The following is a 25,924-nucleotide window of genomic DNA, read 5'->3' as shown; positions in this document are numbered from 1 at the left end:
GGGCGCGAACGCCCCACTGCGTCAGAAGCGCGTGCCGCCGGAGAAGCGGAACGCCTGGAGGCGGTCGCCGCCGAACTTGCGGCCCGCAACCGGGTCGAACTGGCCGTCATCCTTCGACAGGGCATAGGCATAGTCGAAGCGGATCGGGCCGAGCGGCGACTGCCAGAGCAGGCTGACGCCGACAGACGAGCGGATCATGTTCTTGTCGCGTACGCAGGCCACGTTGGTCTGGTATTGCGATGTCGTCGCGACATTGAACTGGCGCGCCTCGGAGCCGGCCGGGCAAGCCGTCGGCGTGGTGATCGTCTTCGAACCGCCGTCATAGTCGAACAGCGTGCCGGCATCGGCGAAGACCGCACCGCGCAGGCCGAGATCGCGGGGCAGACCGAAGATCGGAAACTGCAGTTCCACGGAGCCGCCGAAATAGGTCGTGCCGCCCAGCGCGTTGGCCGTCGGATCGTTCAGGACGTCGCGCGGACCAATGCCCGAGGGAGCAAAACCACGGACCAGCGTCGGTCCGAGGAAATAGTGGTCGATCATGCGCAGATCGCCGCTGGTAGCCTGGACGTGGCCGCCCTGCACCCGCAGGAAGCCGACGACATCGTCGAAGACTTCGCGATAATATCGGGCATCCGCCGAGACGCGCAGGAACTTCGAGTCGCCGCCGACACCGGCAAATTCTGGCTTCAGTTCCGCGATGAAACCATTGCGCGGGCTCTGGACGCTGTCGAGCGAGTTGTAGTTGAAGTTCAAGCCGACGAGCGAAGTCAAGGTCGTTCCGGCCGCCTCCTTAACCGCGATCGTCGCCTCGCCGTTGGTCAGGCAGTTGATGGCGGTGGTGGCGACCGGGTAAATGGACCCGGCCGTTCCCGGCGTCACGCCTGCAAGCGGAACGCTACAATCGTTATAGGGCCGCTCGGCCGTATTCGGGATCTCGATTTCGGTCTGATAGAGCGAATAGCGCGGCGTGATCGAGAGTTCTTCCGTGATCGGGAAGGTCAGGCGAACCTGACCGCCCGTCACGCGGCTCTCGAAGCGGCCGGTGTTGTAGTTATCGCTGAACTTGGAAAACAGGTCGAAGCCCGCTGCGATGCGGCGATCGAGGAAATAGGGCTCCGTGAAGGAGAAATCGATGCCCTGGGTGCGCTGGCCGAGCGTACCGGCGATCCGGACGAACTGGCCGCGGCCGAGGAAGTTCGATTCCGAGAGCGACACCTCGCCGATGATGCCGTCCGAGGTCGAATAACCGCCGGCAACCGAGAAGGAGCCGGTTGCCTTGTCCTCGACGTCGATGTTGACGACGACGCGATCGGGCGCGCTGCCAGGCTCGTTGGTGACGCGGACCTTGTTGAAGAAGCCGAGATTGTTCAGGCGACGCTCGGCGCGGTCGATCTGAACCTTGTTATAGGCATCGCCCTCACCGAGATCGAGTTCGCGGCGAACGACATAGTCGCGGGTGCGGGTGTTGCCGCGCACATTGATGCGCTCGACATAGACGCGCGGGCCTTCGTCGACGACATAGGTAATGCCGATCAGGCGGCCCGCCGCATCACGGTCGCCGCGCGGGCGAACCTGCGCGAAGGCATAGCCGCGACGCGACACTTCGTTGGTCAGGTTGAGGAGCGACTTCTCGACCGCCTCGGCATTGTAGGTATCGCCGGCCGATGTCGAAAGGTAGCGCTGGAGCGTCGCAGGATCGATATCGCGCAGACGCGAGTCTACGGCGACATTGCCGACCTTGTACTGCGGCCCCTCGTTGACGACGATGTCGAGGATCCAGCCGCCTTGCGCGTCATCGAAACGCGCCGTGTTGGAGACGATCTGGAAGTCGGCATAGCCGTTCTTCAGGTAAAAGCGCCGGACCAGTTCGAGGTCGGCGGTGATGCGGTCGGCGTCATAGACGTCGGAGGTCTTGATGAAGCTGAGGAAATTCGACTCGGTCGAGCTCATCAGGCCGCGAAGACGACCGGCCGAATACTCGTTATTGCCCGAGAAATTGATCGTCTTGATGCCGGTCTTGCCACTCTCGACGACGGTGAAGACGACGTCCGAGCGACCATTCGGCAGCGGCGCGATGCGGCCGGTGATCGCGGTCGTGCCATAGCCGGAGCGGCGATAGATCTCGCGCAGGCGCTGGGCGTCGGCGTCGATCAAAGCCTGGCTGAGCGGGCCATTGGCCTTGGATTCGACCTGCTGCATCAGGATTTCGCTCTTGACGCGGCGGTTGCCTTCGAAAGCGACGCGATTGATCGTGTCGTTTTCCTGAACCGAGATCACGGTCTGCGCGCCACGGCGGCTGACCTGCACGTTGGAGAACATGCCGGTCGCGAGCAAAGTCTGGCGGATCTCCTGCGGGCCGCCCTGCCCTGTCGCATAGGAGCGGATGGTCTCCGCATCCACACGACGATTGCCCTGGACTATCACGGCCTGCGCAAACGCAACGCCACCGCTTACGGCCAACATGAAGGCCGAAAGTCCGACGGATCGAGAGAGCCGCATTCTCGAAGACCGGCTCTTTAGAGTCGACGTCATCAGGTCGCCTATTCCATTTTCTAAGGTCGCCATCCCGACTTGGGAGCATCCGCTTCGCAGCAGTCGCACGACGACATTGCAGTCCAATCGCTTCTACAAAGTTTCACGATGGGTGCAAACCGGCATTGTCGTTAACAAAGTGTTTTTCGCCCCGTCGTTGCCATGAGGCCACGCCACGCGCCGTCGTTTTGCCTCAATTCGGCACAGAAAAACTGCCTTCGAGCGGGCTGCGACGCGATTTCACAACAACGAGCGAACATGGACCAGATCGTTCCAGGTCACGAAAAGCATTAACATCAGGACGAGACCCAGACCGACGCGCAGGCCAATTTCCTGAGCCCGTTCGCTGAGAGGGCGGCCGCGCAAGGCCTCGATCGCGTAGAACATGAGGTGTCCGCCATCGAGCATCGGAATCGGGAACAGGTTCATCAGGCCGATCGAAACCGAGAGGATCGCGGCCAGGTTGATCAGGCCCAACAGGCCGCCGCTCGATGCGACCATGCCGGAGACCTGCGCGATCCGGATCGGACCGGAGAGCTGGTCGGTCGATTCCCGGCCGACGACGAGCTTGGACAGGTAGTCATAGGTTCGCTCGACGACGAACCAGCTTTCGGTGACGCCGAGCCTGGCGGATTCCAGCAGGCCGAATCGTTGCGTCGACCAGTCCTGCGGATTGCGCGAGGCGCGCACGCCGATGATGCCGATACGCTGCTTGCCGAGAGGAGAACTGGTCTCGACCAGATCGGGCGTGACCGGGAGGGTCAGCGCGCTGCCGGCGCGGTCGACGACGAGCGAGAGCGTTTCGTTCGGCCTGATGGAGACGGCGCGCTGCATGTCGCCGAAGCTGCCGATCGGACTGCCGTCGATCGACAGGACGAGATCGCCCGACTTCAACCCGGCGCGTTCGGCCGCGCTGCCGGCAACGATTTCGTCGACGCGCGGGATCAGCACCTGCTTGCCGAAAATGAACGATGTGGCACCGAAGATAAGGATGGCGAGCAGGAAATTGGCAATCGGGCCGGCTGCGACGATCGCGGCGCGCTCGCCGATCGACTGGGCCGGAAACGAGCGTTCGCGCTCGCGCTGCGACATCTGCGCAACTTCGGCATGGTCGGGCGCACTCGAGGCGTCGGCATCGCCGGAGAATTTCACATAGCCGCCGAGCGGGATCATGGCGATGCGCCAGCGCGTGCCGTGCTTGTCGTTGAAGCCGACGATCTCGCGGCCAAAGCCGATCGAGAACACCTTCACGTCCACGCCGCACCAGCGTCCGACGAGGAAATGGCCGAGTTCGTGGACGAAGATCACGGTCGTCAGGACGAACAGGAAGGGCAGCAGGTAGCTCAACAGGAAATGACCCGCATTCCAGATCGTTGTCACGAATTCCATCAAACTCTCCCGCTTCCTACCCCTTAGGTGACAGCGAAGGCGGCTTGCGACAAGAGCGCTTGCGCGCGCTTTCTCGCGTCTTGGTCAATGGCGAGGGCTTCCTCGACATCCAGTGGCGCAGTCAGCCCGGACGCGGTTTGCGCGCAGACGGCCTCGACCAGGCCGGCTATCCCCGGGAACGGGATATGGCCTGCCAGGAAGGCCGCGACCGCGATCTCGTTGGCGGCGTTCAGAACTGCCGGCATCGCCCCGCCGCCGGCCAGTGCCGCAATGGCGAGGCCGAGCGCGGGGAAGCGCGCCAGATCAGGGCGCTCGAAGGACAAGGGGGCTGTCGTTGCCAGATCGAGAAAGCGCGCGGGCGGTGCGTCCAGGCGGCCATCGACGCCGAGGCAATGGGCGGCGGCGACCCGCATGTCGGGCAAAGCGAGGCCCGCACTGACCGAGCCGTCGCGGAAGGTGACGAGCCCATGGACGATCTGCTGCGGATGGACCAGCACGTCGAGCTGGTCCGGCGTCAGGCCGAAGAGGAAGCAGGCCTCGATCAGTTCGAGACCCTTGTTCATCATGCTGGCCGAGTCGATCGTGATCTTGGCGCCCATGGCATAGTTGGGATGGGCCAGTGCCTGCTCGGGTTTCGCTCCCGCGATCTGCTCCGCGCTCCAGGTCCGGAAAGGCCCTCCCGAGGCGGTCAGCGTCATCTTGCTGATCGCAGAAATCGGCTCGTGGCCCAGCACTTGGAAGAGGGCGTTATGCTCGGAATCGAGCGGCAAGATGCGGGCGCCGACGGCGGCGGCGCGGCCCATCACCGCAGCACCGGCACAGACCAGGCTCTCCTTGTTGGCGAGCGCGATGACCCTGCCGGGCGTCAGGGCGGCAAAAGTCGCCTCCAGCCCCGCTGCGCCGGAGATGGCGCTTACGACGATGTCGCTCGGCCGTGCCACGGCGTCGAGCACGGCCGAGCGCCCTGCCCCGCTGGCGATGCCGGTTCCCGCGAGCGCCCGTCCCAGTTCGCCGCCAGCGCTCGCATCGGCGAGCGCGGCGAAACTTGCGCCGGTTTCGATCGCGACGCGCGCCAGCGCCTGCGCGTCGCGGCCACCGACGACAGTGGCGATGCGCAGGCGCTCCGGGTTCTCGGCCACGACGTCGCGGGTCGAGCGGCCGATGGAGCCGGTGGCGCCGAGAAGAGTGACTGTACGGAGCATCGGCCGGTCAGATGTCCAGTTGCGTCGCGAACAACGCCAGCCCAGCGAAGACGAGCACGGCCCAGTAGCCGTCGAGCCGGTCGAGGAAACCGCCATGGCCGGGAATCAGATGGCTTGAATCCTTGGCGCCGAAGCGGCGCTTGATCGCCGATTCGAACAGATCGCCCGCCTGGCTTGCAATGGAGGCGAAGAGTGAGGCCGCGATGACCGCAAGCGGTCCAATCAGGCCTTTGGCCGCAGGCGATAGTGCCCAGACGGCATAGCCGCAGGCCGTGCCGGTCACCGCACCGCCGATGGCACCAGACCATGTCTTCTTGGGACTGAAGCGCGGCATAAGCTTCGGGCCACCGAGCCGGCGTCCCGTGAAATAGGCGGCGATGTCGGTGAACCAGACGACCGCGAAACTCCAGAAGATCAGCACGATTCCGACATCGGGGACGGCGCGCAAGGCCGGCGCGATCAAAGCGAAGGCCAGTGCATAGGCGATGCCGCAGGCCTCCAGCGCGTGCCGATCCTCGACATGCGGCGTCGCGATGGCGCCGGTCACCGCGGCTATCGCGGCGACGCCGGCAAGCGCCGCAGGGCTGACGGGGAGCAGTCCCAGTGCGATGCCCGCAGCGACAACACCCAGCCCGGCGGCAACGGCATGGCGCCGGCTGACGATCGAGAGCCATTCATAGGCGACGAGCCCCGCAACCAACGTCCAGACCAGGCGGAAGGGCCAGCCGCCCCAGGCGGTCGCGGCCAGGATGCCTGCCGACAGGACGAGGGCCGAGACGACCCTCAGCTTCAACTCGCCGGAGCCGGCCTTCGACGTGCCGGGCGGGGTTTCATTCACGCCGCGCCGACTTTTCGGTCGGCCGGCTCGGCGAGCCCGCCGAAGCGGCGCTCGCGGCGGCGATACTCGGCCAGTGCCTCTTCGAGGGCGGCGCGGTCGAAATCCGGCCAGAGCACGGGCGTGAAGACGAATTCGGCATAGGCCGCCTGCCAGAGCAGGAAATTCGAGATGCGGGTCTCGCCGGAGGTTCGGATCACCAGTTCGGGATCGGGCAGGTCGTGCGTGTCGAGCCGGCTCGACAACATTGCCTCGTCGATCGTGGCGGCAGCGATCCGGCCTGCCGCGACATCCGCTGCAAGGCCGCGTGCCGCACGGGCGATCTCGTCGCGGGCGCCATAGTTGAAGGCGACCACCAGGGTCATCCCCGTATTGCCGCGGGTCACGGTCTCGGCGTGTTCGACGAGGCCGCGCAGGTCCGGCGTCAGGTCGTCGCGACCGCCGATGATGCGCACGCGCACGCCGGAGCCATGGAGTTCTTCGAGGTCCTTCTCGACGAAGCGCCTGAGCAGTCCCATCAGGAATGACACCTCGGCCTGCGGCCTGCGCCAGTTCTCGGTCGAAAAGCTATAGAGCGTCAGCACCTTGATGCCGAGCTCATCGGCATTGCGGACGGTCCGGCGCAAGGCCTCGAGGCCCCGGCGGTGGCCTTCCTGGCGCGGCAGGTTGCGCATCTTCGCCCAGCGGCCGTTGCCATCCATGATGATGGCGACGTGGACGGGGCCTTGCGCGTTGTCTCCCTGCCGCTGGCCTGTTGACATTTTATGCCTCGTTCGGCCTTGCGCCGGTTGCTCGCAGTATTGAAAACGGCCGCGGCGGCTCAGACGCTCAGGATTTCCTTTTCCTTCACCGCCAGCGCCTGGTCGATCTCGGCGATGTGCTGATCGGTCGCCTTCTGGACGAGGTCGGACTGGCGGGTGACGTCGTCCTTGGTGTAGTCGCCGTCCTTCTCGACCTTCTTGATGATGTCGATCGCGTCGCGGCGGACATGGCGCACGGCGATCTTCGATTCCTCGGCGTATTTATGGGCGACCTTGACCATTTCCTTGCGGCGCTGCTCGTTCAGCTCCGGCACTCGGATGCGCAGCACCTGGCCCTCCGTCTGGGGATTGAGGCCGAGATCGGATTCGCGGATCGCCTTCTCGACGGGGCCGACCATGCTGCGATCCCAGACCTGGACGCTGAGCAGGCGCGCCTCGGGCACGCTGACGGTGGCGAGCTGGCTCAATGGCGAGCGGGCGCCATAGGCCTCGACCTGGATCGGATCCAGCATGTTGGCCGACGCCCGCCCGCTGCGCAGCGAGGCGAGGTCGCTCTTGAAGGAGGTGAGCGCGCCCTGCATGCGGCGCTTCACGTCGGCGAGATCGAAAGTTGTCTGGGCCATCGTCTTCAAGACCTTGCAGATCATACGGAACCGGGCGCGACCATGGCGGGGAGGCCCCGAAGGGTCAAGGAATTCCGCAAGGTCAGGAATGTCTCATACTTCGTGGCGTCACGGCGTCACATAAGTCGCCCTGCCCTCGCCGCGCAAGACCGCAGCCAGTGCACCGGTCTCCGCGATGGAAAAGACGACGATGGTGAGTCCGGCATCGCGCGCCAGCGCGAAGGCGGCCGTGTCCATCACCTTGAGGTCCTTACGGATCGCCTCGGCATGGGTCAGCGTGTCATAGCGCGTCGCGCTCGGATCCTTCTTGGGATCGGCGGTATAGACCCCGTCGACCTGCGTTGCCTTGAGAAGGTGACTGCAGCCGAGTTCGGCCGCGCGCAGGGCGGCGCCTGTGTCGGTGGTGAAATACGGGTTTCCGGTGCCGCCGCCGAGCACGACGACCTTGCCGTTGGTCATGTGGTCGAGGGCGCGCTTGCGGGCATAGCTCTCGCAGAGCGAGGGCATCGGGACCGCCGACATGGCGCGCGCCGGGGCGCCGGCGCTGTCGATGGCATGTTCGAGCGCGAGCGCATTCATCACAGTGCCGAGCATGCCGATCGAATCGGCGCTTGTCCGATCGAGCCCCTTGGTCAGTCCCTGCACGCCGCGGAAGAAATTGCCGCCACCGACCACGATGGCGATCTCGACGCCCTCGCGCGCGGCATGGGAAATATCAGCCGCGAGCGCCGTCAGCGTGCCTCCATCGAGGCCCGATCCTGCCGGTCCCGCAAGGGCTTCGCCGGAAAGCTTCACAAGAACGCGCTTGGGTCTCATCAGCTCTCTCCCGGTCTCAGGCTTGGTCGATCTGGGCTTGGTCCGTGCTGCGGCGATTCCAGCCGCGCCGGCCTTCTTACAAAAAAGGCCGCGCGATGCGCGGCCTTTTCGTCATGCTATCAACCGAAATCAGCCGGTCGTTCCGCCAGCCGCCGCCACTTCCGCGGCGAAGTCCTGCTCTTCCTTCTCGATGCCCTCGCCGAGCGCGAAGCGGGCAAAGCCCGTCAGCGCCACGGGAGCGCCGACCTTGCCTTCGATTTCCTTGAGGATCTGGCCGACGGACTTCGAGCCGTCATGGATATAGGCCTGCTCAAGCAGGCAGTATTCCTTGGCGTAGCTCTTCAGGCCGCTCTCGGTGATCTTCTCGAGCACATGGGCGGGCTTGCCGGCGTTCTTCTCGGCCAGGATCGCCTTTTCGCGCGCCAGAACCTCGGGATCGACCGAGGCGAGATCCAGCGCGACCGGGTTGGTCGCGGCGACATGCATGGCGAGCTGGCGGCCGAGCAGCGTCAGTTCCTCGACCTTGCCGGCCGATTCGAGCGCAACGATGACGCCGATCTTGCCGAGGCCGTCGGCGACTGCGCCGTGAACGTACTGGCCGATCACGCCGGCATGGACCTTGAGCGATGCGACGCGGCGCAGCGTCATGTTCTCGCCGATGGTGGAGATGGCATTGGCAATCGCATCGGCGACCGTGCCGCCGCCGGGATAGTGATGCGCCAGAACCGCTTCCGCATCGCCGCCGCGCTCCAGCGCGACATTTGCGATGCCGTGGGCCAGCGCCTGGAATTCCAGGTTGCGGGCGACGAAGTCGGTCTCGGAGTTGAGCTCGACGACGACGCCGCTATGGCCGGAGACGACAACGGCGACGAGGCCTTCGGCGGCGACGCGGCCGGCCTTCTTGGCAGCCTTGGCGAGGCCCTTGGTGCGCAGCCAGTCGATCGCCGCCTCGATGTCGCCATCGACGGCCGAGAGCGCGGTCTTGCAGTCCATCATGCCCGCGCCGGTCTTGTCGCGGAGTTCCTTCACCATTGCGGCGGTGATCGCAGCCATCTGTCTTGTCCTTATCGTCATGTGGTCAGGGCGCCCGGGCGCGCTGCCACTGAAATCCGTTCGCCGGCTCTTGTGATGGGAGAACGCCGACGCTCCGTTTCCGGCCGTCGGCGCGTCTTCGACAATCACTCGACTGGAGTCCGAGCGCACTCAAGAATGCGATCTGCGACGCGCCGATGACGCGTCGCAGGTCATCGAGATCAGGCGTCGGCGAATTCGCGCGCCTGGGCAACCCAGCCCTCGCGCTCGATCTTGCCGCCGAGCTTGAGATCGTGGTCGAGCTTGGTGACGTCGGCCGGCGACATCGCCGCGACCTGCCAGAAATGGTAGACGCCGCCGTCGTTGAGCTTCTGCACGGCGTCGGGACCCATGCCCGAAAGCTTGGTCAGGTCGTCGGGCGCGCCGCGGGGAGCGGTCAGCAGCTCGAAGGCCGCCACGGATTCGGCCGCTGCGGGCTCGGCGACGACTTCCTCCACGACCGGGGCTTCGGCAGCACCGATATCGATGCCGTGATCGCCCGAGGCGCGCGAGATGCCGTCGATCGCCGAACGGGCGACGAGATCGCAATAGAGCTGGATCGCGCGGCCGGCGTCGTCATTGGCCGGGACCGGGAAGGTGATGCCATCGGGATCGGAGTTCGAATCGATGATGGCGGCAACCGGGATACCGAGGCGCTGGGCCTCCTTGATCGCGAGCGCTTCCTTGTTGGTGTCGATCACGAAGATCATGTCGGGCGTGCCGCCCATGTCCTTGATGCCACCGAGCGCCTTTTCGAGCTTGTCGCGCTCGCGCGCCAGCATCAGGCGCTCTTTCTTGGTCAGGCCGGTGCTGGCGCCGTTCAGCATCTCATCGACCTTGCGCAGGCGCTGGATCGAAGCGGAGATGGTCTTCCAGTTGGTCAGCATGCCGCCGAGCCAACGCGAATTCACATAATACTGGGCCGAGCGCTTGGCCGCATCGGCAATGGCGTCCTGGGCCTGGCGCTTGGTGCCGACGAAGAGGACGCGGCCGCCGCGAGCGACGGTGTCCGAAACCGCCTGCAGGGCGCGCGACAGCATCGGCACCGACTGCGAGAGATCGAGAATGTGGATGTTGTTGCGGGTGCCGAAGATGTAGGGCGACATTTTCGGGTTCCAGCGATGCGACTGGTGGCCGAAATGGGCGCCGGCTTCGAGCAGCTGGCGCATGGAGAAATCTGGCAGTGCCATGGTCTGTGACGTCCTTAACCGGTTGAGCCTCTGGGGTGCGAATAACCGAGCATGAGCTGCAAGGTCACCGGAACGTCTCAGGATCTGAGACGGTGCTCCCCATGTGGGATGGGCTGCGCCATACAGGGGATAGGGCGGGAATGCAAGGTCGCGCGATATTGTTTGCAGCGTCCTCGGCGACAAACGCGCGGGCGGCGCGGCAAACGCGCGATCCCTAGCGTCGCATCGCCGTTTCGATCGCATACCCCAGAGCGAACAAAGTCGGCTCGTTCAGCGGTGGCGCCATCAGATCGAGGCCGACCGGCAAACTCAACCCGTCAGCCTCTATGGCGGCGACTGGCACGTTCAACGCCGGCCAGCCCAGTGCCGAAGCAAGAACGCCGTTTCTCTCTGGCCGAGACGGTTCGCCGATTGGCAAGGCCGGGCGCTGCTGCGCCGGATAGGCGAAGGCGTCGAGCCTACGATTGCGGGCGAGATCGTTCATCATAGCGGCCATATCGGCGATCGCATGCCGTTTAGCGCGATACCCATCGCTCGCCGCTGGGTCGGGCGTCGCCATGGCGGTGTCGAGCAAGCTTTTCATAGTCGATGCTGGCCAACGCCCATCAGCGACATAGGCGCAGAAGTCGGCGATGGGGGCGGCATCCTCGAGGCTCAAGAGCCAGCCGTTGAATGCGCTCTGAAATTCATAAGCATGCAGGGCGAGATCCTGATAGAGCCGCCCGGAATCGAAAACTGGATCGGCGACCTCGACCAGCACCGCGCCGGCTGAATGCAAGTGGTGCAAGGACGTTTCCAGGGCGGCGTTAATTGCATGGTGCTCGGCTCCCGCGCCGAACAGGCCCCGGAGGATGCCGACCCGCAATCCGGCGACCTTTGGCCAGCGCTCGGCCGCGAACCGCCCGACGTCATGGCCGATCATGACCCCCAGCATCGTCGCCAGTTCCTCGACGCCGGCGCCCATCGGACCTACGACATCCATCGTCGGCGAAACCGGAATGACGCCCGACAGGCCGACGAGCCCGCGCGTCGGCCGCAGGCCGGCGACGCCGCAGACATGGGCCGGATTGCGGATGGAGTTGACCGTTTCCGTTCCCAACGCCAGAACGCACGCTCCGATGGCGACCGCGACGGCCGAACCTCCCGACGAGCCCGCCGGGGTGCGACGCGGATCGAACGGGTTCAGCGTCCGACCCCCAAGCGAGCTCAGTGTGCTGCCTGCACCCGCCAGTTCGTCGAGATTGGTCTTGCCGACCACCAGTGCGCCGGCCGCCTTCAGCCTGGCGACCACCGAGGCGTCGGCGCGCGGGACGTAGCCCGCAAGCGCTACCGCCCCACCCGTGGTTTCTATGCCGGCCGTCTCGATGTTGTCTTTGACCGCGACCGGGATGCCATGAAGCGGCAGAAACTCGCCAGCGCGCAGCCGGTCGTCGAGCGCCTTCGCCTCTTCGAGTAGAACGGGATTCAAACGAATGAAGGCATTCAGAGCACGATGTGTCTGCTCCTGCTTCAGGCAATGCTTTGCAAGCGCCTCGCAGGAGATCGCGCGGTCCTTGAGGCTCGCAAGCAAAGGACGAAGCCTCAACGGGCTTTCGGCCATGTCGAAGTTACCACGCATCGGGACGGCCTGAGCCTCAGCCGGACAACTCCGCAACCTTCACCCGCTTCACCCCCAACGCTGTCATATCCGCCCAGGCCTTTGCCAGCGAACCGTTGAGGTCGATGGCGCGGCAGGCTTCCTCGACGACCAGCGTCTCCAGCCCCGCTTTCGCCGCGTCCTGCGCTGTCCAGCTGACGCAGAAATCGGTGGCCAGCCCGACGACGACGGCGCGCGTCACACCGCGTTCCTTGAGATAGCCGCCCAGGCCCGTGGGGGTCTTGCGGTCGGCCTCGATGAAGCCGGAATAGCTGTCGATCTGCGGGCGATAGCCCTTGCGGATGATGGTCTGTGCTGTCGGAAGGTCGAGATCGGCGCGGAACTCGGCGCCCTTCGTGCCCTGGATGCAGTGCTCGGGCCAGAGCACCTGCGGGCCATAGGGCATCTGGACCAGCTCGAAGGGTTTCTTGCCCGGATGGCTCGTCGCGAAGGAGGAGTGGCCCGCGGGATGCCAGTCCTGGGTCAGCACGATGCTCGAAAAGCGCTTGCCGAGCGCGTTGATCACGGCAACGACCTCGTCTCCTCCCGAGACGGCCAGATTGCCGCCGGGGCAGAAATCGTTCTGGACATCGACGACGATGAGAGCCGTGCTGGCGTCGATCATCTTGTTCTCCTGCGCTTGGAGCGGGCAGATTGCAGCCGTGGCCGTCAGGATGGTGGCGCCGGTGATGAGCTGGCGCCGGTCGATCTGGAAACGGTCGGTCATGGATGCCTCCCGGGCGCGCGGCTCATCCGCGTCACGCCTTTGCGCACGGCGAACATGCGACCATAGACGTCGCCGGCGAGGTCGGGCCTGTAGCAGCGCTGTTCGAGCAGCGGGTCCCAGATGTGCTCGACGGTGTCGATCAGGTCGAAATCCGCCTTCAGGCGGGCCGCGAGCTGATCGCGGTTCTTGCGGTTCTGGTATTCCAGCAGCACCAGCGAGGTCTTGGACAGGTCGATCCTGTCCAGGACGTCGCCCTCGCCGCCTTCGATGTCGATCTTGACGACGTCCGCGGAGGGCAGGCTGGCAGGGTCGACGACCGCGACCTCGTAGCGCTCGATCATGGCATCGGCCACGAAGGTGTCGCCGGCATAGGACGCCAGGCCGGATTCGCCGTCGCCGGCGAAACGGCTGACGAAGCTCGCGGTCGCCTTGCCGCCTGGAAATAGCGCCGCATTGACCGGCACGATGTCGCGCCGCGATTGAGTGTTGCGCTTGAGGAACTCGAAGGTGCCGGGATGGGGCTCGTAGGACGTGACCATGCTGCCCGGCCAGCGCGCGGTCGCCCACAGCGCAAACGACCCGACATTGGCCCCGACATCGAGGATATCGAGGCCGACGCCGTCGAAACCCGCCTCGTATTCGCCTTGCAGCACATCCTTGATGGCCCAATGCATCGCATCGGGCACGACGAGGCTCATCGGGATATGCGCGATGTAATGCTTCACTTCAGCCCCCCGGCATGCGTGTCGCGTCCCGCCCGACGATGAAAGCAGATTCCTGCTTCGGACAGCCCGCTTTTTCTCCGCTCCACCAGAAAGCATTGCTCCCCGGCCTGCACAAGGCCTGTCGGCCGAACAAGGAATGACACCCCGGTCGAAGGTCTCAGCGCAGCTCGACGCTGACGACGCCGGGTGCAGCGCGCACCGCGTTGGCGATCTGCTGGTTGACCGGATATTTTCCGGGCAGTTCGATCTCGACCTCCTGCGCGCCTTCGTCCAGGATCATGACCAGCGCGATCTTGCCCTCGGCCTTGAGGCCGTCGCCGCGCGGCCTGACCCGTTCGGCGATCGAGGCGAGCGCCTTGTCGTCGCGCAGATAGACCAGGAGATCCTGCTTCTGGCGGGCGGCGAGATCGTCGAGGACCTCGACATCTTCGATACGCGGCCTGACCTCCTCACCGTCGAGCACGGCCGAGAGCCGCAGCACCAGCGCCCGGCCCGGCTCCAGCAGGTCGCGGTAGCGCTGCAGCCCTTCCGAGAACAGGATTGCCTCGAACTGCCCGCTCTGGTCCGAGAGCTGGACGATGCCCATCTTGGAGCCCGATTTGGTGCGCCGCTCCGACTTGTCGATGACGGACACCGCGACCTTGGCGACCGAGGTGCCGTTGGCGCGCACCGTCTGGGCGAAGTCGGCGAAGCGCTGGACGCGCAGCCGCTTCAGCACATGCTCATAATCGTCGAGCGGGTGGCCCGAAAGGAAGAAGCCGACGGCATCGTGCTCGCGCCGGAGCCGCTCGGCCGGCGACCAGGGCTCGACCGAGGGTATGCGGAAGGCCTCGGTGACCATGCCGCCGCTGAAAAAATCGTTCTGGCCGGCTGCGGCCTCGTCGCGGGTGCGGTTGGAGAGTGCCAGCATGCCGTCGATCGCCGCGACCGCCCTCGCCCGTTCCGGTTCGATCTCGTCGAGCGCGCCGGCCGCGATCAGCGCCTCGATGGTGCGGCGGTTGACCAGCTTGGCATCGATGCGGCGGGCGAAGTCGGCGAGGTCCTTGAACGGGCCGCCAGCCTGGCGCGCCGCCACGATCGCCTCGACGGCGGCTCCGCCGACGCCCTTGATGGCGGCCAGCGCATAGAAGATCGCGCCGTCGGCGACGTCGAACGCGACGCCGGAGCGGTTGATCGCCGGGCGTTCGACCGTGATGCCCATGCGCTCGGCGTCGCGGCGGAATTCCGAGAGCTTGTCGGTGTTGCCCATGTCGAGCGTCATCGAGGCCGCCATGAACTCGACCGGGTAATTCGCCTTGAGATAGGCGGTCTGGAAGGCGACGACGGCATAGGCCGCCGCATGGCTCTTGTTGAAGCCGTAATCGGCGAATTTCGCCAGAAGATCGAAGATCTCCGACGCGATGTCCTTGGTCATGCCGCCCTCGACGGCTCCGCGGACGAAGCGGTCGCGCTGGGCGTCCATCTCCGACTTGATCTTCTTGCCCATGGCGCGGCGCAGCAGGTCCGCCTCGCCCAGCGAATAGCCCGAGAGAGCCTGAGCCACCTGCATCACCTGCTCCTGGTAGACGATGATGCCATGCGTCTCGGACAGGATCGGCTCCATCTTGGGATGGAGATAGGTCGGCGCCTCCTGCCCGAGCTTGCGGCGGCAATAACTCGGGATGTTGTCCATCGGGCCCGGCCGGTAGAGGGCGACCAGCGCGATCAGATCCTCAATGCGGTCGGCCTTCATCTCGACCAGCGCGCGGCGCATGCCGGCGCTTTCCACCTGGAACACGCCGACGACCTCGCCGCGCGCCAGCATCTCGTAGCTCTTGGGGTCGTCGAAGGGCAGGCTCGCCAGATCGACCCTAATGCCGCGCTGGGCGATCAGTTTTACCGCCGTCGTCAGCGTGGTCAGGGTCTTGAGGCCGAGGAAGTCGAACTTCACCAGGCCGGCCTGCTCGACCCATTTCATGTTGAACTGCGTCACCCGCATGCCGGTACGCGGATCGACCGAGAGCGCGACAAGCTCTTCCAGCGGTCGGTCGCCGATGACGACGCCCGCCGCATGGGTCGAGGCGTGACGATGCAGCCCTTCGAGCTTCTGGCCGATTTCGAGGAGGCGGGCGACGATCGGCTCTTCCTCGGCTGCCTGCTGCAGTTTCGGCTCACCCTTGATCGCATCGACCAGCGAGATCGGCTTGGCCGGGTTTTGCGGCACGAGCTTGGTCAGCTTGTCGACCTGGCCGTAAGGCATCTCCAGCACGCGGCCGACATCGCGCAGCACGCCGCGCGCCAGCAGGGTGCCGAAGGTAATGATCTGGGCGACGCGCTCCTTGCCGTAGCGGCGCTGGACGTAGTCGATCACCTCTTCGCGCCGGTCCTGGCAGAAGTCGATGTCGAAGTCGGGCATCGAGACGCGGTCGGGGTTGAGGAAGCGCTCGAAGAGCAGGCCGAACCGCAGCGGATCGACGTCCGTGATGGTCAGCGCATAGGCGACAAGCGAGCCTGCGCCGGAGCCGCGGCCAGGCCCGACGGGTATGTCGTGATCCTTGGCCCATTTGATGAAGTCGGCGACGATCAGGAAGTAGCCGGGATACTTCATGCGATCGATGACCGAGAGCTCGAAGGCGAGCCGGTCCTCATAGTCTTGGACAGAAAAGCCGGCTGACGGCCCATGTTTTTCGAGGCGCGCCTTCAGCCCCTGCTTGGCCTGGATATCGAGTTCCAGTGCTTCGTCGAGGCCGTTCTCGCCGCCGAAGCGCGGCAGGATCGGCTTGCGCAGCCCGACGCGCCAGGTGCAGCGCATGGCGATCTCGACCGTGGCGGCAAGCGCCTCCGGCAGATCGGCGAAGCGGCGTTTCATCTCGGCGCGGCTGGCGAAATGATGCTCGGGCGTCACCCGCCGGCGCTCGCCGTCGGAGACGAGCCGGCCCGCCGCGACGGCGAGCAGCGCATCATGAGCGTCGTAGTCGGCGGGCTTGGCAAAGAAGGATTCGTTGGTCGCGACGATCGCGAGATCGGAATCATAGGCGAGCCGGAGAAGCTGCGCCTCGATGGCGGCCTGCCCATCGCGGGCGTGACGCTGGATCTCGACATAGAGCCGGTCGCCGAAGATCGTGGCGAGTGCGGCGAGCCGTCCCTTGGCCTGCGCCGCCTGCCCTGCCCGCAGAGCCGAATCGAGCGGCCCGCCATAGCCGCCGGTCAGGGCGATCAGGCCTTCGTGATGGGCCGCAAGACGCTCTATCGTCGAGAGCGGCTGTCCCGAACCGCCGCTGGCGATGCAGGCCTCCGTCACCAGCTTCATCAGGTTGACGTAGCCGGCCTCGTTCATAGCGAGCAGGACGATATGGGGCACGTCCTGATTTAGCGGCTTGCGGCCGCCTTCGGCCTCGTCGGCGAAATCGACCGAGAGCTGGACGCCGGCGATCGGCTGGAGGCCGGAGCCGGCGAGCTTTTCAGAGAATTCGAGTGCACCGAACAGGTTGTTGGTATCGGTCAGCGCCAGCGCCGGCTGGCCGTCGGCCGCCGCCATCTTGGCGATCGTTGCGACGGTCATGGCGCCTTCCAGCAGCGAGTAGCTGGAATGGACATGGAGATGGACGAAGCCGACGTCTCTCAGGATGCGGGATTCGTCGTGATCGCGGCTCATCTCGGCGTCCTCCCCGCCGCTCCGAAGGCAGCGCGACTCGTTGATGGTGAGCCGCATTCTTGGAGCCGGCGCTTGCAGGCGTCGAGAGATTTGATGCCGGTCGCGGCGCCGCCTGTGGATTGTTCAGACGCCCGGCGCAGCAATCAGCGCTGCCCAGATCCAGATCATCCCGAAGAAAAGGCCGAGTGCCGTGAGCTCTGCCAAGCCGGCTGCCAGTTTGCGTGCCAAAACCATGTTCATCTCCAATGTTCTATCTATGTCTGTTTTTAATTCATGTTTTGTTCTCGTCAATGCCGATAGGTCAATCGGAGGTCGCGTTCCGGCCGAACAGTTAATCAGAGGTTAAGTGGAGTTAGCGGCGCGGCTGGAACCCGTGAGTTAGTCGAGCGGCACGACATGGCCGTCGCGGATCGTCACCTGCCGGTCCATGCGTCGGGCGAGATCGAGATTGTGCGTCGCGATCAGGGCCGCGAGCCCCGAGGCGCGGGCCAGAGCGACCAGCGTGTTGAAGACGTGCAGCGCCGTTTGCGGGTCGAGATTGCCGGTCGGCTCGTCGGCCAGCAGCAGGCGCGGCGCATTGGCGACGGCGCGGCCGATGGCGACGCGCTGCTGTTCGCCGCCCGAAAGCTCGCCGGGCAGATGGTCGAGACGCTCGCCGAGGCCGAGGAAGGTCAGGAGTTCGGTCGCCCGAGTCTCGGCTTCGCCCTTGGACAGGCCGCGGATGCGCTGGGGCAGCACGACGTTCTCCAGCGCCGTGAACTCAGGCAGCAAATGGTGGAACTGGTAGACGAAGCCGATCTCGGTGCGGCGCAGGCGGGTGCGGCCCTTGTCGTCGAGCTTGGTCGTGGCGAGCCCGCCGACGAAGACCTCGCCGGAATCGGGCTTTTCGAGCAGACCGGCGACATGCAGCAGCGTCGACTTGCCGGTGCCGCTGGGGGCTACAAGCGCCACAAGCTCGCCGGGCCAGAGCGCGAAATCGGCCTTGCGCAGGATTTCCAGCGGGGCGTCGCTCTGGGGATAATAGCGCTCGACCTGAGACAGGAAGAGCGCGGGCGTTTCGCGTGCCATTCGCTCAGCCCATCCTCAGTGCCTGGACGGGGTCGAGACGCGCCGCTTTCCAGGCCGGATAGAGCGTCGCCAGCAGCGAGAGAACGAGCGCCATCATGACGACGCTGGCGACCTCGCGCCAGTCGATGACGGACGGGACGTCACTCAGGAAGCGCACCGTCGGGTCCCAGAGATTGGCGCCGAACAGCCAGTTGATCCCGGCCGTGATCGACTTGATGTTGTTGGCGAAGACGATCCCGAGTCCGAGGCCCGCGAGCGTGCCGAAGACGCCGATCGCGGCCCCGGTTATCAGAAAGACGCGCAGGACGGTGCCGCGCGTCGCGCCCATGGTCCGCATGATCGCGATGTCGGCGGTCTTGTCCTTCACCAGCATGATCAGGCCGGAGACGATGTTCAACGCCGCGACCAGCACGATCAAGGTCAGGATGATGAACATGACGTTGCGCTCGACCTCCAGCGCATTGAAGAAGGTGCGGTTGCGCTGGCGCCAGTCCGAGAGCACGAGCGGGCGCGGCGCATCGGCCTCGATCGCGTCGCGTACGGCCTGCGTCTTGTCGGGATCGTCGACGAAGATCTCGATGACGTTCACGTCGCCGTCGCGGTTGAAATAGGCTTGGCTTTCGGTCAGCGGCATGAAGACGAAGGAGCCGTCGAACTCGGTCATGCCGATCTCGAAGACTGCCTGCACCGGATAGGCTTTGATGCGCGGCGCAGTGCCGAACGGGGTCGAGGCGCCGCGCGGGGTGACGATCGTGATCGAGTCGCCCGCCTGCAGCGACAGCTGGTCGGCCAAACGCTTGCCGATAGCGACGCCGCCGGCGGTGTCGAAACCGTCAAGCGTGCCGCGCCTGATGTTGCCGCCGACGAAGGGGATCGACTTGATGTCGGCCTCGCTGATACCGCGTACCAGCACGCCGCCATTGGCATATTGCGACGAGGCCAGCGCCTGGCCCTCGACCAGCGGGATCGCGAGCTTGATGCCCTTGATCTTCCGCAGTCGCTCAGCGACGGCCATGTAGTCGTCGAGCGGGCGGTCGATCGGGGTGGCAAAGATGTGGCCGTTCACGCCGACGATCTTCTCCAGCAGTTCCTTGCGGAAGCCGTTCATCACGGACATCACGATGATCAGCGTCGCGACGCCGAGCAAGATGCCGAGGAACGAGAAGCCGGCGATGACCGAGACGAAGCCCTCGCGGCGGCGGGTGCGCAGATAGCGACCGGCGAGCAGCCATTCGAAACCGGCGAAAGGGCGGGTCCCGGTAGGCTGGTCGCGCTCGGCGGCGACGGGTGTGTCCGCGGCGACGTTCACGCCGCCTTGCCCTTGAAGCGGTCGAGCGCAGCGTCCAGCGCGACGATCTCCTTCTCGCCGCCGGCGCGTCGCTTGATCTCGACCTTGCCCTCAGTCAGCCCTTTGGGACCGACGATGATCTGCCAAGGCACGCCGATCAGGTCGGCAGTGGCGAATTTTCCGCCGGGCCGTGTGTCGGTGTCGTCGTAGAGCGCGTCGTAGCCCTTGGAGAGCAGCGACTTGTAGAGCTGGTCGCAGGCGGCGTCGGTGGCGGCGTCGCCCTGCTTGAGGTTGAGCACCGCGACGTCGAAGGGCGCGATCTCGTCGGGCCAGATAATGCCGTTGTCGTCATGGCCGGCCTCGATCAGGGCCGCGACCAGCCGGCTCGGTCCGATGCCGTAGGAGCCCATATGGACGGGCAGGTTCTGGCCATCGGGGCCGGCCACCGTCGCGCCCATGGGATCGGAGTATTTCGTGCCGAAGTAGAAGATGTGGCCGACCTCGATGCCGCGCGCCGAAAGCTGCTTGTCGGCGGGGATCGCCTCATAGGCGTCTTTCTCGTGCATCTCGTCGGTCGCGGCGTAGAGGCTCGTCCATTTGTCGACAACAGCCTGCAAACCCTCGACGCTGTCGAAATCGGTGTCGATCGCGGGGGTCTCGAAGTCGAGATAGTCCTTATGGCAGAAGACCTCGCTCTCGCCAGTCGAGGCCAGAACGATGAATTCGTGGCTGAGATCGCCGCCGATCGGCCCGGTATCGGCCCGCATCGGGATCGCCTTCAGGCCGAGCCGCGCGAACGTCCGCAGATAGGCCGTGAACATGCGGTTATAGGCGTGGCGGGCCGCATCCTTGTCGATATCGAAGGAATAGGCATCCTTCATCAGGAACTCGCGGCCGCGCATGACGCCGAAACGGGGGCGAACCTCGTCGCGGAATTTCCACTGGATGTGGTAGAGGTTGAGCGGCAGGTCCTTGTAGGACTTCACATAGGACCGGAAGATGTCGGTGACCATCTCCTCGTTGGTCGGGCCGTAGAGCATGTCGCGGTCATGGCGGTCCTTGATGCGTAGCATCTCCTTGCCATAGGCGTCGTAGCGCCCGCTCTCGCGCCAGAGATCGGCCGACTGGATCGTCGGCATCAGGATCTCGACGGCGCCGGAGCGGTTCTGCTCCTCACGCACCACGGCACTGATCTTGTTGAGGACGCGCAGGCCCAGCGGCAGCCAGGAATAGATGCCGGCCGATTGCTGGCGGATCATGCCGGCGCGCAGCATCAGCCGATGCGAGACGATCTCGGCCTCTTTGGGCGTGTCGCGCAGCAGCGGCAGGAAATAGCGGGAAAGGCGCATGAACGAACTCGTGGAGCGGTGTGGAGTCGCGTCGCCGGGACGCGAGTCAGTCGTGCCAGAGACACCATTGCGGCGGTGAAATTGCAAGCAGCAGGCTATGTCGCATCCGGCGCGACGGCGGGATAACGGCTCAGCGGGCGCTGAATTTCAGCTTCAGCCGGGCATCGACCGCAGGTGGGACAAAGGGCGATACGTCGCCGCCCATGCTGGCGATCTGGCGCACCAGCGTCGCCGTGATGTGCCTGACGGAGGCGGAGGCGGGCAGGAAGACGGTCTGCAGTTCGCCGTCCATGGCCTCGTTCATACCCGAGAGCTGCATTTCATAGTCGAAATCGGTCGCATCGCGCAGGCCCCGGATCATCAGCGTCGCTCCGGCCTCGCGGGCAGCCCGAACGGTCAGGTGATCGAAGGTCACGACCTCGATCGTCACGCCAGCCGCGGCGGCGATCGGTCCGGCGACCTCGCGCAGGAGATCAGCACGTTCCTCCGCGGAAAAGATCGGCGCCTTGCCAGGATGAACGCCGATGGCGAGGACGAGCCGGTCGCAGAGCCGGCAGGCCCCGGCGATGACATCGACATGTCCATTGGTGACGGGGTCGAACGACCCGGCATAGAAGGCGGTGCGGCTCATGGCTCAAGCGTTAGCGCCTGGGCGGCAGGCCGACAAGCGCTAGGCGGCCCGGACCTGAAGGATGAACTGATCGACGCGCGATTTCAGCGACTGCGCCAGCCCGGCGAGGTCGGATGATGCTCGCAATACGGCGGCGGCGGCTTCCGAGGTCTGCTGCGATGCCGACGAAACCAGACTCGTGGCATCGCCGATGCGGCTGAACTCGTCCGTCGCGACGCCGACATCGGCGACGATGGCATGGGTAACGCCGTGCTGATGGCGCATGGTCTTGGCAGTCCGCTGCATGGCGTCGCTCAGGCCGCCGATCATGCCGCGTATCCCGGCGATCGCATCGACGGTCGCACCCGTGGCCTCGTTCATGCCGGCGATCTGGCGGGAGATATCCTCGATGGCGCGTGCGGTTTGGCCGGAGAGACCCTTGACCTCGGATGCCACCACGGCAAAGCCCCGTCCCGCCTCGCCGGCGCGCGCGGCCTCGATCGTGGCGTTGAGGGCGAGCAGGTTGGTCTGGGCAGCAATGTCCGAGATCAGGCCGATGACGTCGGAGACACGGGCCGCGCCACTCGCAAGCGAGTCTACGATCGTACCCATCTCGTCGGCATAGTCGCGCGCCGAGCGGGCCGAACGGTCCGAGGTCTGGACGTCGTCGTCGAGCCGGTCGATCGCAAGTCGCAGGTCGCGCGCAGCCTCTTCGATCGAACTCATGCTGAAAACGGCGCGCGAGGTCGATTGATGGACCGTGCCGGCATTGACCTGCGTCTGGTGGGCGCTGTCAGAAAGGTCGTTGGCGGTGAGGCCGAGTTCACCCGCCGCCGCCGAAATCGCGGTGGTGACGCTCAGGATCGAACGTTCGAGGTCGGAAGCAAGGTCGGCAAGAAGGGCGCCGCGCTGGCGCTGCTCCTCATCGTCGCGCTCCTCGCGCTCGCGCAGCCGGGCGCGTTCCTCTTCGATCATGTTTTCGCGAATGCGCTGGACCGAGCCAGCGATGGCCCCGATCTCGTCCTTGCGCTGTGCGCCGGGTATGCGCAGGTCGGTGCGGCCTGCCGCCACCCCGGCCAGAGCGTGCGACAGGCCCGCAATAGGCCGAGCGACCGAAAGACCAAGAAGCAGCGCCACCAGCAGAAGTGGTCCCAGCGCCATGAGGCCCGCCGTGACGATGGCCCGGTTGATCTTGCCGACTACGGCAAAGGCCGTGGCCTCCGGTTCAGTCAGCCAGAGCAGCCAGGAGAAGTTGCCGATCCGCATCGACCGTGCGGTCACCACCAACGGCTCGCCATCACGGCTTGCCATGTGCCGGATCGTGTCTCCGGAGGTGGATGCGATGCGGTCCTTGTCGAGCGTTTCGCCTGGCGCCGAGGCGCTGCGGCGGGCAGCGGGGTTGGAGCGCATGAAGCCGTCGGCGCCGACCACATAGACGCCGATATCGCGCGAGCCGCTGGCACTGGCCGCTATGACGGAGTCGATCAGCCTGGCATTCACGGCGATGACGAACACGCCCGCCGGGCGGTCGGAGTCTAATTCTTCGCTGCGGAAAGGAGCGGCCAGAAAGGCACGCGGTTCGCCGCCGACCGGGGCGTAAGGAGCAAAATCGACCACCACCTGCTCACCGGGCGGCAATGTCCGGGCTGCCGCGAAGACTTGGCCGAGGCCCGTTTCGGCAAATTCCGGCTCGCTGACGAGACGGCCGAATTCGGGGCCTTTCGTCACGCTGTAGATGATGCGACCCTTGTCCGAGATCAGATAAATTTCGGCGTAGTCGAACTGCTTCAGCGCCGCGCGATAGGTCTCGTGGATCGGGACATGCCGCCAGGAATAGCCGTGATGGTGATTGCGCCCCGTGCGGGCAATGCGCTCGTCTTCGGAGAGAAATCCGTCGCCCTGATAATGCGTCTGGATGGCCTTTCGGTCGTATGCGCCGAGTTCCATCCATTTCCCGATCTCCTCCAGCGTGGAGACGGTGTAGGCGCTGCTCGCATGGACGGAGAGTTCGGACTGCAGTTGCGACCAGCGATGTTCGATCGCTCGCACATGGCCTTCCGCCAGCGCGCTCAGCCGACCGCTGGCTGCCTCCCGCGCCCATTTTTCCGCGGCGATGTAACCAGAGCCGCCGACTACGAGAGCAGCCAGACACGCCAATGCGAGCATGGCGACCGGTAGCCTAACTCTGAGGCTGAACACGTCCTGAATCCCCGCCCGTCATCTTTTAGAATTTGGCGCAGTTCATCACCCTTGCGTTAACGTTCGTTGAAGCCGCCCCTCAAGGCAGCGGGACGAGTGCCGCCAGCGCGGCGGCGCTGCCTGCCACGAGAGCGAAGAAGACGAGAAGCAGAGCCGCAACTGAAGAACGGCGCTGACTGGTGAGACGATTATCGATCTGCATGGCCTGACCTTGCCGAATCGGGACGAGACTTGGTTGTCCTTGCGTGAGGTGCGGGGCTGGCCCCGGCATGGCGAGACTGTGGCGAAAGCATGATTGCGTGTTGCAGTGCCGTTTCGCGATTGCGTTATGGCCGGTTTCCCGCCTAAACCGCAGCCATGCTCACGATCAGCGACATCACATATCGTCTCGGCGAGAGGCTTTTGCTCGACAAGGCCAGCGCATCCTTGCCCGATGGTTCGCGCGTCGGGCTCGTCGGCCGCAACGGCACCGGCAAGACGACCCTGTTCCATATCATCACCGGCGACCTCTCGCCCGAGGGCGGCACGATCGGGATGCCACGCGGCATGCGGATCGGCGGCGTGGCGCAGGAGGCTCCCGGCGGGCCGGAAACGCTGATCGAGGTCGTGCTGGCGGCCGATACCGAGCGCGCCGCGCTGATGGCGGAATCGGAGACGGCGAAGGATCCGCACCGCATCGCGGAGATCGAGACGCGGCTGGCCGACATCAACGCGCATTCCGCGCCGGCACGCGCCGCGACCGTGCTGCACGGGCTGGGCTTCGACGAGGAAGCGCAGCAGCGGCCCTGCTCGGACTTCTCCGGCGGCTGGCGTATGCGCGTAGCGCTGGCGGCGGTGCTATTCTCCGAACCCGACCTGCTGCTGCTCGACGAGCCGACCAACTATCTCGATCTCGAGGGCACGCTCTGGCTCTACGATTATCTCGAGCGCTATCCGCACACCGTGCTGGTCGTGAGCCATGATCGCGAACTGCTCGACACCTGCGTCGATCACATCCTGCATCTCGATGGCGGCAAGCTGACGATCTATCGCGGCGGCTACACATCCTTCGCCAGGCAGCGCGCCGAAAAGCAGATGCAGCTCTCCAAGGCCAAGGAGAAGCAGGACGCCGAGCGCAAGCATCTCCAGGCCTTCGTCGACCGCTTCAAGGCCAAGGCCTCGAAGGCGCGTCAGGCGCAGTCGCGAGTGAAGCGGTTGGAGAAGATGGAGTCGATCGCGACCATCGTCGATCGCGACGTGCAGCCGTTCAGCCTGCCGGGGCCGGAGCGGCCGCTGGCGCCGCCGATGATCGTGCTGAACGATGCCAGCGCCGGCTATGGCGAACGCAAGGTGCTCTCGAAGCTCAACCTGACGCTGCTGCCCGACGACCGCATCGCCCTGCTCGGCTCGAACGGCAACGGCAAGTCGACCTTCTGCAAGCTGATCGGCGGACGGTTACCGCCGCTGTCGGGCGAAATGCGCAAATCGTCGAAGCTGGAGACGGCGTATTTCGCCCAGCACCAGCTCGACGAATTGCGGATGGAGGATACACCAGTCGCCCATATCCGCGACCTGATGCCCGATGCGCCCGAGGCCAAGGTGCGTTCCAAGGCGGCCCAGATCGGCTTTCCGGCACAGAAGGCCGAGACGCCGGTCAAGAACCTCTCGGGCGGCGAGAAGGCGCGGCTGATGCTGGGTCTTGCGGCCTTCGGTGGCCCGCATCTGCTGATCCTAGACGAGCCCACCAACCATCTCGACATCGACAGCCGCACGGCGCTGGTCAACGCGATCAACGATTATCCCGGCGCCGTGATCCTCGTCAGCCACGATCGCTTCCTGATCGAATCCTGCGCCGACCGGCTCTGGATCGTCGGCGACGGCACGGTGAAGAACTTCGACGGCGACATGGAGGACTATCGCAGCCTCGTGCTCGGCGGCGGCAAGGCGGCCAGGCGCGAAAAGGCCGCGCCGGAGGCTGCCGCCGCCAGCGGCAAGGCCGAGGAGCGCAAGGGCGCGGCGGTCAAGCGCGTGGCGCAAGGGCCGCTGCGTCAGAAGCTCAATCTTGCGGAAGCGAAGATCGCCAAGCTGACGGGATTGATCGAGAAGGTCGACGGCGTGCTCGGCAACGGCTCGGCTTTTGCGCGCGACCCGAACAAGGCGCGGGAACTGTCGAAACAGCGCGCGGTGCTGGCCAAGACCTTGTCGGCGGCCGAAGAGGAATGGCTGGAGCTAAGCTCGGAGCTGGAGAGCGCCTAATCACGCTCGTCATGGTCGGGCTTGACCCGACCAT

The 25,924-nt window shown here is 65.4% G+C and carries 20 protein-coding genes; 1 reads left to right on the top strand and 19 read right to left on the bottom strand.

Going from position 1 to position 25,924, the window contains the following annotated elements; genetic code table 11:
- Positions 1–21: 21 nt before the first annotated feature.
- The 19 genes from bamA to AXW83_RS28025 form a co-directional block, all read right to left on the bottom strand.
- A complete protein-coding gene (bamA, locus tag AXW83_RS07110) occupies positions 22–2,535 on the bottom strand; it encodes an outer membrane protein assembly factor BamA (protein WP_066620023.1) in 2,514 nt (837 codons plus the stop codon).
- A gap of 237 nt (positions 2,536–2,772) precedes the next feature.
- Positions 2,773–3,921: an RIP metalloprotease RseP gene (gene rseP / locus AXW83_RS07105; protein ID WP_066611863.1), complete on the bottom strand. Its 1,149-nt coding sequence runs from the start codon at positions 3,919–3,921 to the stop codon at positions 2,773–2,775.
- Between the two features lie 23 nt (positions 3,922–3,944).
- Complete coding sequence (gene dxr, locus AXW83_RS07100) at positions 3,945–5,123, bottom strand: 1-deoxy-D-xylulose-5-phosphate reductoisomerase (protein ID WP_066611862.1); 1,179 nt, start codon at positions 5,121–5,123, stop codon at positions 3,945–3,947.
- Positions 5,124–5,130: 7 nt separating this feature from the next.
- Positions 5,131–5,961 (bottom strand): phosphatidate cytidylyltransferase, encoded by an 831-nt coding sequence (locus AXW83_RS07095; protein WP_066611860.1) that lies wholly within the window; start codon positions 5,959–5,961, stop codon positions 5,131–5,133.
- Positions 5,958–6,719, bottom strand: coding sequence for an isoprenyl transferase (locus tag AXW83_RS07090; RefSeq protein ID WP_066611859.1), 762 nt, complete (start codon positions 6,717–6,719; stop codon positions 5,958–5,960). Before AXW83_RS07090 ends, AXW83_RS07095 begins: the two co-directional genes overlap by 4 nt.
- Positions 6,720–6,778: 59 nt before the next feature.
- Entirely contained in the window at positions 6,779–7,342 is a 564-nt protein-coding gene (frr, locus tag AXW83_RS07085; RefSeq protein WP_066620021.1) for a ribosome recycling factor, read from the bottom strand.
- 108 nt (positions 7,343–7,450) lie between these two features.
- On the bottom strand, positions 7,451–8,158 hold the full coding sequence (gene pyrH, locus AXW83_RS07080; RefSeq protein WP_066611854.1) for a UMP kinase: 708 nt from the start codon (positions 8,156–8,158) through the stop codon (positions 7,451–7,453).
- A gap of 129 nt (positions 8,159–8,287) precedes the next feature.
- Positions 8,288–9,211 carry a translation elongation factor Ts gene (gene tsf / locus AXW83_RS07075; protein WP_066611852.1) on the bottom strand — a complete coding sequence of 308 codons (924 nt, stop codon included), beginning with the start codon at positions 9,209–9,211 and terminating at the stop codon, positions 8,288–8,290.
- Positions 9,212–9,411: 200 nt separating this feature from the next.
- Entirely contained in the window at positions 9,412–10,419 is a 1,008-nt protein-coding gene (locus AXW83_RS07070; RefSeq protein WP_066611850.1) for a 30S ribosomal protein S2, read from the bottom strand.
- Positions 10,420–10,633: 214 nt separating this feature from the next.
- Positions 10,634–12,037, bottom strand: coding sequence for an amidase (locus AXW83_RS07065; protein ID WP_082766994.1), 1,404 nt, complete (start codon positions 12,035–12,037; stop codon positions 10,634–10,636).
- A 16-nt stretch (positions 12,038–12,053) separates the two neighbouring features.
- Positions 12,054–12,782: a bifunctional nicotinamidase/pyrazinamidase gene (gene pncA, locus AXW83_RS07060; protein WP_066611845.1), complete on the bottom strand. Its 729-nt coding sequence runs from the start codon at positions 12,780–12,782 to the stop codon at positions 12,054–12,056.
- Positions 12,779–13,507 carry an FkbM family methyltransferase gene (locus AXW83_RS07055; RefSeq protein ID WP_066611843.1) on the bottom strand — a complete coding sequence of 243 codons (729 nt, stop codon included), beginning with the start codon at positions 13,505–13,507 and terminating at the stop codon, positions 12,779–12,781. Before AXW83_RS07055 ends, pncA begins: the two co-directional genes overlap by 4 nt.
- 157 nt (positions 13,508–13,664) lie before the next feature.
- Positions 13,665–17,141 carry a DNA polymerase III subunit alpha gene (gene dnaE / locus AXW83_RS07050; RefSeq protein ID WP_066620018.1) on the bottom strand — a complete coding sequence of 1,159 codons (3,477 nt, stop codon included), beginning with the start codon at positions 17,139–17,141 and terminating at the stop codon, positions 13,665–13,667.
- A 378-nt stretch (positions 17,142–17,519) separates the two neighbouring features.
- A complete protein-coding gene (locus AXW83_RS07045) occupies positions 17,520–18,209 on the bottom strand; it encodes an ABC transporter ATP-binding protein (protein ID WP_066611840.1) in 690 nt (229 codons plus the stop codon).
- 4 nt (positions 18,210–18,213) lie between these two features.
- Positions 18,214–19,518: a lipoprotein-releasing ABC transporter permease subunit gene (locus AXW83_RS07040; protein ID WP_066611836.1), complete on the bottom strand. Its 1,305-nt coding sequence runs from the start codon at positions 19,516–19,518 to the stop codon at positions 18,214–18,216.
- On the bottom strand, positions 19,515–20,846 hold the full coding sequence (gene proS, locus AXW83_RS07035) for a proline--tRNA ligase (protein ID WP_066611834.1): 1,332 nt from the start codon (positions 20,844–20,846) through the stop codon (positions 19,515–19,517). The genes AXW83_RS07040 and proS overlap by 4 nt, the downstream gene beginning before the upstream one ends.
- 130 nt (positions 20,847–20,976) lie before the next feature.
- Positions 20,977–21,477, bottom strand: coding sequence for a pantetheine-phosphate adenylyltransferase (gene coaD / locus AXW83_RS07030; RefSeq protein WP_066611833.1), 501 nt, complete (start codon positions 21,475–21,477; stop codon positions 20,977–20,979).
- A 39-nt stretch (positions 21,478–21,516) separates the two neighbouring features.
- On the bottom strand, positions 21,517–23,655 hold the full coding sequence (locus tag AXW83_RS07025) for a methyl-accepting chemotaxis protein (RefSeq protein ID WP_156639852.1): 2,139 nt from the start codon (positions 23,653–23,655) through the stop codon (positions 21,517–21,519).
- Positions 23,656–23,734: 79 nt separating this feature from the next.
- On the bottom strand, positions 23,735–23,857 hold the full coding sequence (locus AXW83_RS28025) for a hypothetical protein (RefSeq protein WP_257722115.1): 123 nt from the start codon (positions 23,855–23,857) through the stop codon (positions 23,735–23,737).
- 155 nt (positions 23,858–24,012) lie between these two features.
- Between AXW83_RS28025 and AXW83_RS07020 the strand changes: the two genes are divergently transcribed.
- Positions 24,013–25,890, top strand: coding sequence for an ABC-F family ATP-binding cassette domain-containing protein (locus AXW83_RS07020; RefSeq protein ID WP_066611831.1), 1,878 nt, complete (start codon positions 24,013–24,015; stop codon positions 25,888–25,890).
- Positions 25,891–25,924: the final 34 nt, after the last annotated feature.

Origin of the sequence: Bosea sp. PAMC 26642 (genome assembly GCF_001562255.1) — a bacterium.
Classification (GTDB): Bacteria; Pseudomonadota; Alphaproteobacteria; order Rhizobiales; family Beijerinckiaceae; genus Allobosea.
The sequence above is the reverse complement of the archived record's forward strand: the minus strand, read 5'-3'. Positions and strand labels throughout refer to the sequence as shown.